Source organism: Haloferax sp. Atlit-109R (assembly GCF_003665865.1).
GTDB lineage: Archaea > Halobacteriota > Halobacteria > Halobacteriales > Haloferacaceae > Haloferax > Haloferax volcanii.
In genome coordinates this window covers 188,355-200,325 of sequence record NZ_QPLO01000004.1, presented here as the reverse complement: position 1 = coordinate 200,325, position 11,971 = coordinate 188,355, and the positions used below count along the sequence as shown (strand labels likewise).

Here is an 11,971-nt window from a genome sequence, read left to right as displayed (position 1 = left end):
TAAGCGAGGTTATCCGGACAAGTTCAACTAAGCATACTACTTGAACAGGCCCTCCATTTATATATAAAGTATAAGTAATTGGGCGAACTTACTCTTTAGTATGCAAAGTAGCACGAATATAGTCCACAGAGAGGGGACAAGCATATCACTCGATATTCCAGCACGAGACACGAATTTATTCAAAAGCCAAGCAGTCCACGAAGTGCTTCTATTTTTATCTCGTTATCACGCTGACTCGTTTTCTATCACTGAATTAGCTGACGCTGTAGATTACTCCCAGCCAAGTATTTCCAAGGCGGTGGACGTATTGACTGCAAACAACCTTGTAATCGACCGCCGTGAAGGAAACACGCGACTTGTACACGTCAACCGAGCCAGGTTGTCACGACCGGACGACTTGTTTCTTCAGATCCCCCAATCAGAATTCCAGCCACCTGTCCGCACTGCAACCAACGAATTAGTCGAGAATCTCGACGGTGTCATTGGCATCCTCCTCTACGGGAGTGTCGCACGAGGAAACGCAGACCGGCTAAGTGATATTGACCTATGGGTACTCGTTGAGGAAGATCGAATGGCGAACCAGCGAACGGCAAACCGTGTACGACAGGATCTCGAAGAGCGGCAATTCGAAACAGGCCGGTACGCATACGATATCGACGTCGAGTCCTTGCCTGCGATTCCGAACTATACTGAGGAACTGCGAGAGGTACTTCGTGGTGGGCTTGTTGTCTACGACTCCGAGAAGTTTGAAACAGTCCGAAAGATGGTCTTCCACGGTGAGCTCGATGAGTGAAAGATCCGATCCACGAGCCATAACCGACGCACTCAACGCGGCAACTGACGCGTTCAACGAGGAGGGGTTTGGTGTCCCATCACGCGAAGACGGGATCGACCCGGACGACGATTGGAAAACACAGCTCACGAAGGCCTGCCAATTGCTTGCAGCTGTTGATCAAATCGCAGATCAAGGGTTCTACACCGCGACGATTGAGTTGTGTTTCGGTGCAACCGAACGGTCTATCGAAGCGTTTGCATTAGCCGAAGGAACGAGCGAGCTCAATGACTTCCACGACCATACCACCTGTTACGATCGTGCATCTGACCTAGGGCTTCTTTCTCGGGACACAACACGCGACCTTCGGCACTTGTACGATACTAATCGAACTGACAGTTACTACGGCGGACGTCGCCCAACGCAGCGACAAGCAGAAGCGATGCAACAACTTGCCAAGAGTGTCCACAAGCACGTCACCAGCCAGATAAGAGTAGGCGGCGTTTGCACGTGCGAGACCGGAACTAATCCATAAGAGATAGTCGTTCGACGAGAGAGATGCATCGAAACCTAAGGTTCGAGGCCGTTCTGAATTCAAGTCGCATCACGACTTCACCACGTGTCTCATATTCGATGCAGTTGGATAATACAGGTACATCCAAATTGAGACAGCTCGCTCGTCAGCCACGGAGTCCCTCCTCCGCAATGTGGTCGATTACCGCGTGCCGCTGACGCCGAAGGTCGTCGCGCTGTTCGGCGAACTGTGCTTCAGTCTCTGTCTTGAACTGTTCGAACACCTGCTCATCACCGCAGACGAACGAACCCTGACTGCATCGTGTGCAACATCTAGCGGGAGCGTCTCAATATCCGAGACATCAACGAACGGCGCATCCTCCCACTGAAGATCACCCGATAGGAAACACTGCTTCTCAAATCGGTCACGAGCAGAAAGACTGTCTGCAAACTTGACTGCGATGTCGAGATCAGACGCCATCGTCGCCCCGCCCATAATCTGTGAGCCGAGTGTGACCACGAATTTAATATCCGAGTCAGAACGGACTGCCTCTCTGAGGGCAGAAAGCGCCTCTGAACGTCCATCGCTCAAATCCAGGGTGTATCGTCACAATAGAATTCCGTCGGACTGAGACAAGTTATGGAGTGTGTCACAGAAAGACACCTGGCTTGAACTCTGTCGAGGGTGGAGTAGACGGCTCACCGCTTACACATTGACGGGCGTTACAGCACCTAGTGACAGGGAGGCAATTAATTAATAGTTACAGTACGTCTGGTTGTCAAGTGGAATTCTCATGCCACTCTTAGACGATTTCTCCGGATTCGAATTTGAAGACCTGATGGAGGATGTTTTTCGGAATCTCGGGTACGAAAACGTCCATCAGGCACGCAAAACCGCCGACGAAGGACGAGATATCCTCATGGAGGAGGTCGTCGACGGGACACGCCGTGGAGTTGTCGTCGAGTGCAAACACACAGGCTCTGTCGGACGGCCTGTCGTCCAGAAACTCCACTCAGCCATCGCGACGTACGACTACGACGGCCCAAAGCGTGGTATCGTCGTCACGACAGGGCAATTTTCTGCACCCGCTGAAGAGTACGCTACTCGCCTTAGACAGAACGGCGATCCATATCCAATCGAGCTCATCGACGGAACCGACCTGAGAGATATCGCCGACGAAGTCGGCTTGGATCTCTACAACGGCCGTATCGAGATTCTCTGTGACGAAACGCTCCGACCGTTCGATCCAGCAAGCGGCGTTGATGCACCAGTACGTGAAGCAGCCCGTGACATCCAAAATCTCGACGCAGACGCACTCCCAGAACCACACAAGCTCGTTGATTTCCAGCCCTATCTCACCATTAGTGCACGAATAGACGCTGTCTTCGAAACCTCAGTCGGTGTCATCCATCGCGTCAACGAATCAAACCGCTTCGTCGTCCATGCGACGCGAGGAGAACCCAGCGTCGCAGACAGTAGACTCGCAGACCTCATCGCGAACAACGGCCAGCAAGCAGTCGAACTCGATTCCAACCGCTTCAGCACGATGTTCGACGACGTCGACGTCACTCGCTACGGGCAGACAGAAACCGACTACAAAGAGTGGGCAGTCTCTCGTCTCCAGCAACATCACACGACGACTGTCAGCTACACAGGTGGCAACAATGTCACCTACGAGAAGACGTGTAAACCGAAGCAGTCAGACATCTCTATCCAGGCGATTTCACCGCTCTACGTCCCACGGGTTCGACAGACACTGCAACTCCAGCAGTACACCTATCCGTACTCGTACTACGCTGCGGGGCCCTCCCGAGTAGCGATCGAAGATGGAATCCATCGCTGCGTCCACTGTGAGAAAGAAACAGCGAAATCGTACACGTACTGTGCAAATTGTGGGAGCATCAACTGTGACTCGCACATCAAAACAGAACGGCTCGAGGGGACACCAGTATGTACAGGCTGTGCAGTCACCGAGCGATTTGTGCTGAAAACGAAGTACTTCTACGACGAATCTAACCTCGAAGAGTTCCGCTCAGAGTACGAACAGATGGCCCTCCACGAGAAAGCAATGGAGAATACACCACTCGTCGGTGGCCTTCTCATCAGTATCGTACTCTTACTTGGGTTCATTCTCACGTCCGGGGTCGTCTAGTACTTTGGAGGTACCTCACCCGACGAAAGTGATTGCTATTTTGAGAGTACGATGACCTCGATGAAGCGTACAACAGGCAGTAAAGTGAACACCATAGCGGGTGGGTCAGCCTTCCCAGAATGCACGCTGACGAGCCTCAATCTCGACAAGAGCCATTGAGAGGACGTCACGCCAATCGCTGGGATGAGATGAATCATCTCCTGGTGTCGGTGCATCTGGCCCAAGATGGATGTGGTCGCGAGCGTTGTGGTCCGATGGATGGCGGTCCCATCGATGATCGAACGTTCCTTGCTCGTAGTCTTCGTGGTAATGGAGCGAGAAGTCACCGTTCTCGAACCAGACAATCTCTACCCGGGCACTGTGAACACTCGATAGGTAAAACTGTGTATCGTACACACAGACCAACCGGTCAGGGGCGAATTCAGGTTGGTCGACTATCTGCGTGAACCGCTCGTCGGAAGCAAATCGATCTCGGATGACGTCCAAGCGGTCGAAATCAATTGGAGCACCAGAAACTGAATGCGACCCACTACTCTCATCTTGTCCTGTCATACCGCCGTTTGCTGATCAGCAGCGTCGCCCGGCTCGGTTGCTAGTGCCCGTTCGAGGAGCTCAACCCGACGGCGAGCCGTCTTCCACGCAGACACAGCCTCCCAAACGTCCTCTATCGATTGGTCAGTAGCTGATGCGTGCTTTGAGAGAGAGACCGCTTCTGGCGACGCGACATCGAATTTCTCGGCCAACTCCTCGGCTCTCGCTGCCTCCGTTTTCAAGAACTCAAGCAACTCCGCTGACGAATACTCATCTTGGAGCATCTGGACCCGCCGCCAGTTCAAGTATGATTGGTTGCGTACATACGTGGCCGGCGACTCGGTAACCTGCTTCACGATACCCATCTGTTCGAACCACTCGAGGTACTCTCTCGCGGCGTCGACGCCGTGGCCTGCGAGGTCAGCAACTTCGCTGGCGGTCGCTGGTTTGCTGAGCCCAAGCACAGCGTCAAAAAAATCGTCTCGCGTCCGCTCTCCACGGACAAGTTCCTCTGGCGAGGTCAGGGCGTCGAAATCTGGCGCGTTAGTTCGCTCCTCGGCATCAGCCTGGAGTTCAGAGCGCGGTTCTTCCATACTCACACCACGTGAGTAACAGGAATAAATCTTGCTAGCACGGATTATTCCGACATGATTCGAGGGGCTACATTAACCAACAGATCGGCTATATACGCCCAATTGTTGGTTAACATAGTTGTCGATGTCTCATATCTGGTGTAGTGCTTTATTACAAGTACATCGAAAATGAGACATCTGGACGTTTAGATTGAGTAGCGTTAGTTCGCCACTCTGAACAGGATCTCGTCGCAGGAAGTAGGTTTGGGCCACGAACCATTTGGCACATTCAACGCGACGACTGACGTGTTCACCGAGGTCGAGGTTGAAGACCCTCCCCCCGTCATCGATGTGTAAATCGAACATCTCCTGCAGCTCTCAACTGGAACTCTCCCAGACATATCGCACCCCTCACCATCGATGTGTGAAAGTCGATTCCTGCAACAAAGAGCAGGGGTCACTCTGGTCGAACGACGTCATCACACGAGTAGCATTCCGCGAACACGCCGGTTGTATCATCTGCTTCTTCAAACTCAATCAGCAATTGATGCGGCGCAAGCTCGTCACCACAGTCAGGACACCGACCAAGTATCGTTGAATCAGTTGTCATGGGGGAGTTGTGGAGACGTGTGTGACACAGATTGTCTCCAGTAGTAGCTACGTGGTGTCACAGCAAAGAGGTTTGTCCAAGCGGAGTACCCACCACATACATTCATGAATTGTGTTCATTAACTTTGTTCACTAAATCTCAAGATTACTCCGCAGACCGCTGCAATAATGGATGAGCATAGCCTCACCCAGCCATGGCGTTCGTTGTGTTTGTTCATCGTATGTATTCAGTAGATTTGTTCATTGAGTACATTCATTGCTGAACTAAACGAATGAACGTGCCTGTTGAACACAATGAGTGCATGCACAGAAGATTCAAGGTGATGGTTCATCATGAACACAGTATGCTCACATATTCGACCTACAGCGAGGCAGGCGGGGTCGGGAAGACGACCACCGCAGCAAACCTAGCGGTTGCGCACGCTCGGGCAGGGTTGAAACCGCTCGTCGTTCCGCTTGACCCACAAGACGGCGATCTTTCACGTCTCTTCGGGGTTGACGACCAGCGGACGGATTCAGTCGATAACATCGTCCGGCATATGATTCGACGCCCCAACGGCGACTTTGACGATCTCATTCGGACCGTTGAGGGTGTCGACATCGTTCCGGAGCACAATATGCTCTCAGATTTAGCCGATTTTCTCCAGCGAGAGAAAGACCAGGCGGAAGCCATGGGCGAAGCATTCGGGATGCACGCACAGTTACTCCGTGTGCTCCGCGAGGCCGGCGTCCCGGAGGAGTACGATGTACTGATCTGTGACCCGCCAGCAACTGAAGGGCCACACCTCTACAACGCGATTCACGCGACGCGGTCGCTTGTCATCCCCGTCGAACCAAGCGCAAAGGGCCGTGCAGCAGTTGAGGGGCTTGAAGCCCTCGTCGCCGGGTTTGAAGACCAACTCGAGATTGACGTTGGTGTGCTCGCCGCCGTCCCAACCGGATTCAAAAACACACGTGACCAACGGCAGGTACTAGCTGAAATCGACTATCCGATCCCAGAGATCATCAGCGAGCGTGCCTCCCTGATGGAGGGGTGCTGGATGGAGCAATGTTCGGCGTTCAAATACGTTCGTGAACATCGTAATCGCCGCCGTGACTACGAAATCGAGACGCTTGCCCAGTTCGACCGCATCGCGAGGCATCTGGAAGAACAGGTTGGTATCGACGCGCCAAACCCCCCGGAACCGGGTGACGTCGACCACGAGGTGGTGACGGTATGACTGGCATGAAGAAAGGAGCTGGTGAAGATCCGTTTGCGGATGACTCGTCGACTGAGTCAGCGACCACTACAGAGACCCAGACGAAGGACTCAGAGCCCGAACCAGCCGAAGAAACGGATTCGAACCAAGCCGAGGGCGAAGACACCCAACAACCTCGCCAGCAGATCCAGATTCCATACAAATTCCGCCGCGATGGCGTCCAAGACGGTCGTGACCGCGTCCCACTGTTCTTACAGAAGGAGACAAAGGTCGCAGAGCGAGACGCCCTCCGGGAGTTCGAAGACCGGTTCGAAGAAAACGTCTCACTCACCGACCTCCGTGAAGCGCTCATGAAGGTCGGCTTGCAGCACCTCGATGAAACAGAAGAGTGCCTCGAAGAGTGGGGCTACGGGATGACGTTCGACTAGCCAAGAAACGGCGCTTACAGCAGTATAGGTGCGAAAATCGACAGTTGGCAGTCGGTCACGGTCCGAAACTTGGACTCCGCTGGGTGGTTTGTTGACCAAGAGAACGAGCGTCGCTTCCCTGATATCTCATTCTAAGGACCGAGGAGTTCGGAGGTAGCGTAATAATAGCGTATTTCTTACATTCTCAATTACCTCATTGTCCATAGCAGACAACGAGGATTAGCGATATATCGACCCGCTGCCGAAATTACTCAATGAATCATATATCGCTATACCAAATTTATTGGTCGGGATGGCCACAATCTCGGAGGATGGAAGTGTTGCGTGGCTTCTGTTCAAGCACAACAACGATGAAATAGGAGCAGTCTGCCGATTTTGATTTTATGTCACTCAGAAAACCTTTTTAAGTTCTCTCACCGTGCTAAATTCGAAAACCGCAAGGAGAGAGCCTAATCAAACTCAGTTGGCGTGAAAATAAGACACGCAACAGAACCCAAACTCCGAAACTGTGGGATGGCCACTGTTTCGGAGGATGGCCAGCTTTCAGTTTTATTCAATGATGTATTAGTCAGAATTATCTATCCTGATCGACCTCTTCGGTCGATTATCGAATCGAACTCTGCAAATGTCGGATTTCCGTCCGAAACTCCTGCCTCGAGATAGTGTTTCCACTCACGAAGGGCGAACCGAATTGGGAGCTGCTTAGTCTGCTGGGATCAGTGCAGAAGAAACCCATTCCACACATTCACCAGCTGTCAGGACAGGCGCATAGTCCATATCGCCGCTACTCCTGCTTTCAGGAGAAAGTCGGTAAGCCGCCAGATATTGTGCAGTAACGCTGCGAACACGAAGTAGAAGAGCCTGACGCGGTAGTCTTTCGAGGAGGTTTTCGCTAAGAAGTCGTACTTGATCGACTTGTACGCGTTTTCGATTTGCCATCGGCGGCTGTATCGCTGACAGTACGCCTCGGCCTCGGCTGGCCCAATCCTGAGGTTCGTTGCAAACACTGCTGTTCCGTCTCCTTTCGTCGAGGGGACGTACAGGGGTAACGCGGATACCGGCCATGGAAACACTTATTCTTTTAGTGATGATTGGGTGAGACGATGGCCGATGGCTTCCGAGATCTACTTAATTCGCTCCACGAACGCGGATATAGTACGATTTCCCGGGACGAGGGTTACGATAAGGAGGCTAGTGGAGTAGTTCCACTTAATCAAGAGGACTGCCGTGAGAAACCCTCTGGTTGGCGTCGATTTCTTCCTCAGATATACGATGCTGGGGACATCGACCTTGTGCCGAGTGATATTCGGTACATCGTTGAAGCTCATGGATTCCGAGTTGAACCAGTTGGCCGCGACGCAGATTCATTGACAGTACTGATACAACCGGATCTCGATCAGTAAGCACGCGCTATTGAGCGGCTGATTCTTCCTTACGATGCTACAAATAACTCACACATCAAAATCATTCTCCGAGATTGTGGTCCGGTCCGCCGAGGTTGTGGGTCTTCCTGCGACTGTCGTGTTTTTTCTCGATGGCGGCCGCCAGCACCTGCTCGCCGGCCGTCAGCCGTCGGCGTCGCTCGACGGGTTGAGGACGGCGGCGCGGGCCTCCTCGCTGAGGTTCGAGACGTATCTGCGGTCGTTTTCGAACTCCTGCATCACGAACTTCGAGGAGGTCTCATTCACGCCATCGATAGCCACCATCCGGTCGATGAGCGCGTTCAGTTGTTCTCGGGATTGGACGCGACTGATGACGACGAAGTCGATGTCGCCCATCGTGTAGTACACCTGTTCGACGCCGACGAGGGCGTCGAGTTCCGCGCCGATTTCGTCGGAGTAACCCGTCTCGTGGGTGACGGAGACGTCGGTGATGGCGACCATCTCCAACCCGAGCGACCGCGGGTCCACGTCGGCCGTGACGCCGCGGATCACACCACTTTCTTTCAGCTTGTTGATCCGGTAGTGGACGGCCGATTTCGAGATGTCGAGTTCAACCGCCAGCGTCTCCAAACTCACGTCGAAGTCGGCTTCGACGCGCTCGAGGATGGCGAGGTCCGTCTCATCCAAATCCGCGACCGACCGGAGTCCGTTGGTCATACCGACGGCTATGCGCCGTCGGGAAAAAACCGTGTCGGTCCGTCGGGGCTAGTCCATCGCCGCGTCGGACACCGCCAGCCCGGCATCAAGCGCGTCGATGGCGGTGTCGACTTCGTCTTTCGTGATGGTGAGCGGGGGCGCGATGATGAGCGTGTTTATCATGTTCGCGACGTACGCCCCGTTTTCCTTCGCGGTTGCGGCCACCTCGTCGACGACGGTGCTCCCCGAACTAATCTTGTCCGAGCGTGTACCGAAGGGGACGCGCTCGTCGGCGCGGCGCGACAGCTCGATGCCGCGGAACAGACCGACGCCGCGCGTCTCGCCGACGCTGGGATGGTCCGCCGCGAGCTCCTCGATGCGCTCGCCGACGTACCCGCCCATCTCGTTGGCGCGGTCGATGAGGTTCTCTTTTTGGTAGGTCTCGATGGTTGCAAGGCCGGCGGCGACGGCGGCCGGGTGGCCGGAGTACGTGTGACCGTGACAGAACATGTTCTCCTCGAAGTGCTCGGCGATTTCGGACGTGACGATGGTCGCCCCGAGCGGTTGGTACGCGCCGGTCAGCCCCTTCGCCATCGTCATGATGTCGGGTTCGACGTCGAACACGTCGCAGCCGAACCACTCGCCGGTCCGTCCGAACCCGGACATCACCTCGTCGCAAATGAGCAGCGCCCCGTGGTCGTGGGCGATTTCCTTCAGCCGCGGCAGGTACTCGTCCGGGGGGACGAGTATGCCGTTCGACCCGACGATTGGCTCAACCAGAATCGCCGCGACGGTGTCGCCTTCGAGTTCGAGCATCTCGTCGATGTACTCGACACTCTCCATCGGGTCAAGCGTCGAGCCGTAGGCGTACGGGTCGGGCGCTTTGATAGTCCCTGGAATCCCCGGTTCGGCGGGCAGCCGGCGGGGGTCGCCGGTGACGCTTATCGACCCGTACGTCGCGCCGTGGTACGAACGATAGCGCGAGACGACTTTCTGTTTCCCCGTGTAGAACCGGGCGATTTTGATTGCCGCCTCCACCGCTTCGGTTCCACTCGTGGAGAAGAACGTCTTCGAGAGATCCCCGGGTGTCACCTCCGCGAGCTTCTTTCCGAGCTTCGCCCGCGCATCGGTCGTGTAGCCCGGCGAGACGTACGCCGCCTTCCGCATCTGTTCTTCGACCGCGTCGATGACCGCGTCCGCGGAGTGACCGAGGTTCGAGCACATCAACTGGCTCGAAAAGTCGACGTACTGGCCACCGTCCGCAGTGGTGAACTGCGCTCCGTCGGCGTCAACGACCTGCGTCGGCGATACGTCCTTCTGGAACGACCACGTCCCGAACACGTGCTCTTTGTCGACCCGCTCCGTCTCGTTCAGTTCGGACCCGCCGCTTGGTTCTCGCTCCGGCATCGTTGTTGAACGACTACTACCCTGCTATTGATTAATCTTTGCACTAGATGCTTATTTCTAGAACAGCGTTCGAGACTCTTTGAAATTCAATGGACAAATTCTTTCTTTAGAGCTATATTTCGAAAATCGTAGGAAAGACTTAATTGGGAGCGAACTGCAGTCGAACGTACCATGCGAGAAGACGCTTCAGCGGGAGGCGAAGTACAGAACTACGTCGACGGGGAATGGCGTCCGGCGTCCGGCGACGACGGGCGGGACGTGGTCGACCCGGCGACGAGAGACACCGTCGCGTCGGTCACCTACAGCACCGCGGCGGACATCGACGACGCGGTGAGCGCGGGGAAGGCGGCGTTCGAGACGTGGCGGTCGACGCCCGTCGAAGAGCGCATCCAACCCCTGTTCGAGCTGAAGCGACTGCTCGAAGCGAACCAAGACGACATCGCCGAGGCGCTCGTCCGCGAGCACGGCAAGACGTTCGACGAGGCCAAAGGCGAACTGCGCCGAGGCATCGAGAACGTCGAGGTCGCCTGCGGCATCCCGTCGATGATGCAGGCGGGCCACCTTCCGAACGCCGCGCCCGGCATCGACGAAACGGCGGTCAGAAAGCCGCTCGGGGTGTTCGCGGCGGTCACGCCGTTTAACTTCCCGGGGATGATTCCGCTGTGGTTCCTGCCGTACGCGGTCGCCACCGGCAACGCGTTCGTGCTCAAGCCGAGCGAGAAGACGCCCGTGACCGCCCGGCTCATCTTCGAACTCGTCGACGAGGCCGGCTTCCCGGACGGCGTCGTCCAACTCGTCAACGGGGGCGCCGACACGGTGAACGCGCTCGTCGAACACGACGGCGTTGAGGGCATCTCCTTCGTCGGGAGCACGCCCGTCGCCAAGCACGTCTACAAGACGGCCGCCGCGCACGGCAAGCGCGTGCAGGCGCAGGGCGGCGCGAAAAATCATATCGTCGTCGCCGCCTCCGCGAACCTCGACTTCGCGGCCGAACAGACCATCGGATCCGCGTTCGCCAACACGGGCCAGCGCTGCCTCGCCAACCCCGTCGCGGTCGTCGAGGACGCGATTTACGACGAGTTCGCAGAGCGCGTCGTCGACATCGCGGCGGGGATGACGTTGGACAACGGTCTCTCCGAGGACGTCGACATGGGGCCGCTCATCTCCGGGGCGGCCCGCGACCGCGTCAAGGAGTACGTCGAAACCGGGGTCGAAGAGGGGGCGACGCTCCTGTACGACGGCCGCGACGCCGACGTGCCCGCCGAGGGGAGCTTCCTCGGGCCGACCGTCTTCGGCGACGTGTCGCCCGACGACACGATTGCTCGCGAGGAGATTTTCGGGCCGGTGTTGGCGCTCGTCCGCGCCGACGACTTCGACCACGCCGTCGAGGTCGTCAACCAAAGCGAGTTCGGCAACGCGTCCAGCCTGTTCACCGACCGCGGGGCCGACGCCAAGCGGTTCCGACACGAGGTGGAGGCGGGCAACCTCGCGGTGAACGCGGGCACCGCCGCGCCGATGGCGTTCTTCCACTTCGGCGGCTGGAAGGACTCCTTCTTCGGCGACCTCCACGCGCAGGGCGACGACGCGATTCGCTTCTACACCGATGAGGCCGTCTACATCGAGCGCTGGCCGGACGCCTGACGCGACCCGAATCGAACGGAACACGGTTGCTTCTTTTTCGAGGTCGGCAGCGACCACCCGTCGGCACC

The 11,971-nt window shown here is 56.2% G+C and carries 10 protein-coding genes and 2 pseudogenes; 6 read left to right on the top strand and 6 right to left on the bottom strand.

What is annotated here, in order from left to right; all coding sequences use genetic code 11:
* Positions 1-100 precede the first annotated feature (100 nt).
* Both DVK03_RS18795 and DVK03_RS20570 read left to right on the top strand, forming a co-directional pair.
* Positions 101-793: a nucleotidyltransferase domain-containing protein gene (locus DVK03_RS18795; protein ID WP_199506006.1), complete on the top strand. Its 693-nt coding sequence runs from the start codon at positions 101-103 to the stop codon at positions 791-793.
* Complete coding sequence (locus DVK03_RS20570) at positions 786-1,307, top strand: DNA-binding protein (RefSeq protein ID WP_115803707.1); 522 nt, start codon at positions 786-788, stop codon at positions 1,305-1,307. Before DVK03_RS18795 ends, DVK03_RS20570 begins: the two co-directional genes overlap by 8 nt.
* A gap of 145 nt (positions 1,308-1,452) precedes the next feature.
* Here DVK03_RS20570 and DVK03_RS18785 read toward each other — a convergent pair.
* Positions 1,453-1,805: pseudogene (locus DVK03_RS18785) on the bottom strand (nucleotidyltransferase domain-containing protein).
* 274 nt (positions 1,806-2,079) lie between these two features.
* Between DVK03_RS18785 and DVK03_RS18780 the strand changes: the two are divergent.
* Positions 2,080-3,438, top strand: a complete 1,359-nt coding sequence (locus DVK03_RS18780; RefSeq protein ID WP_115803511.1) for a restriction endonuclease — start codon at positions 2,080-2,082, stop codon at positions 3,436-3,438.
* Positions 3,439-3,543: 105 nt separating this feature from the next.
* Here DVK03_RS18780 and DVK03_RS20565 read toward each other — a convergent pair whose 3' ends face one another.
* Together DVK03_RS20565 and DVK03_RS18770 are read right to left on the bottom strand one after the other, a co-directional pair.
* Positions 3,544-3,990, bottom strand: a complete 447-nt coding sequence (locus DVK03_RS20565; RefSeq protein ID WP_115803510.1) for a hypothetical protein — start codon at positions 3,988-3,990, stop codon at positions 3,544-3,546.
* Positions 3,987-4,562: a hypothetical protein gene (locus tag DVK03_RS18770; protein ID WP_115803509.1), complete on the bottom strand. Its 576-nt coding sequence runs from the start codon at positions 4,560-4,562 to the stop codon at positions 3,987-3,989. Before DVK03_RS18770 ends, DVK03_RS20565 begins: the two co-directional genes overlap by 4 nt.
* Positions 4,563-5,494: 932 nt before the next feature.
* Between DVK03_RS18770 and DVK03_RS18765 the strand changes: the two genes are divergently transcribed.
* Together DVK03_RS18765 and DVK03_RS18760 are read left to right on the top strand one after the other, a co-directional pair.
* Positions 5,495-6,370, top strand: coding sequence for a ParA family protein (locus DVK03_RS18765; protein ID WP_004040812.1), 876 nt, complete (start codon positions 5,495-5,497; stop codon positions 6,368-6,370).
* Positions 6,367-6,777: a hypothetical protein gene (locus DVK03_RS18760; protein WP_004040813.1), complete on the top strand. Its 411-nt coding sequence runs from the start codon at positions 6,367-6,369 to the stop codon at positions 6,775-6,777. Before DVK03_RS18765 ends, DVK03_RS18760 begins: the two co-directional genes overlap by 4 nt.
* Positions 6,778-7,479: 702 nt before the next feature.
* On the opposite strand, the pseudogene DVK03_RS18755 reads toward DVK03_RS18760, so the two are convergent.
* From DVK03_RS18755 to DVK03_RS18745, 3 genes and pseudogenes are all read right to left on the bottom strand, one after another.
* A pseudogene (locus tag DVK03_RS18755) lies at positions 7,480-7,820 on the bottom strand (transposase); the annotation flags it as partial.
* Between the two features lie 522 nt (positions 7,821-8,342).
* Entirely contained in the window at positions 8,343-8,876 is a 534-nt protein-coding gene (locus DVK03_RS18750; RefSeq protein WP_115803508.1) for an Lrp/AsnC family transcriptional regulator, read from the bottom strand.
* 48 nt (positions 8,877-8,924) lie between these two features.
* Entirely contained in the window at positions 8,925-10,262 is a 1,338-nt protein-coding gene (locus DVK03_RS18745; RefSeq protein WP_115803507.1) for an aspartate aminotransferase family protein, read from the bottom strand.
* Between the two features lie 171 nt (positions 10,263-10,433).
* Between DVK03_RS18745 and DVK03_RS18740 the strand changes: the two genes are divergently transcribed.
* Positions 10,434-11,903 (top strand): CoA-acylating methylmalonate-semialdehyde dehydrogenase, encoded by a 1,470-nt coding sequence (locus tag DVK03_RS18740; RefSeq protein ID WP_115803506.1) that lies wholly within the window; start codon positions 10,434-10,436, stop codon positions 11,901-11,903.
* Positions 11,904-11,971 lie beyond the last annotated feature (68 nt).

Excerpts from the sequence above, each read along its gene's own strand:
- DVK03_RS18780 (WP_115803511.1), top strand. The coding sequence starts at position 2,080 with ATGCCACTCTTAGACGATTTCTCCGGATTCGAATTTGAAGACCTGATG.
- DVK03_RS18770 (WP_115803509.1), bottom strand. The coding sequence starts at position 4,562 with ATGGAAGAACCGCGCTCTGAACTCCAGGCTGATGCCGAGGAGCGAACT.
- DVK03_RS20570 (WP_115803707.1), top strand. The coding sequence starts at position 786 with ATGAGTGAAAGATCCGATCCACGAGCCATAACCGACGCACTCAACGCG.
- DVK03_RS20565 (WP_115803510.1), bottom strand. The coding sequence starts at position 3,990 with ATGACAGGACAAGATGAGAGTAGTGGGTCGCATTCAGTTTCTGGTGCT.
- DVK03_RS18745 (WP_115803507.1), bottom strand. The coding sequence starts at position 10,262 with ATGCCGGAGCGAGAACCAAGCGGCGGGTCCGAACTGAACGAGACGGAG.
- DVK03_RS18760 (WP_004040813.1), top strand. The coding sequence starts at position 6,367 with ATGACTGGCATGAAGAAAGGAGCTGGTGAAGATCCGTTTGCGGATGAC.
- DVK03_RS18750 (WP_115803508.1), bottom strand. The coding sequence starts at position 8,876 with ATGACCAACGGACTCCGGTCGGTCGCGGATTTGGATGAGACGGACCTC.
- DVK03_RS18795 (WP_199506006.1), top strand. The coding sequence starts at position 101 with ATGCAAAGTAGCACGAATATAGTCCACAGAGAGGGGACAAGCATATCA.
- DVK03_RS18740 (WP_115803506.1), top strand. The coding sequence starts at position 10,434 with ATGCGAGAAGACGCTTCAGCGGGAGGCGAAGTACAGAACTACGTCGAC.
- DVK03_RS18765 (WP_004040812.1), top strand. The coding sequence starts at position 5,495 with ATGCTCACATATTCGACCTACAGCGAGGCAGGCGGGGTCGGGAAGACG.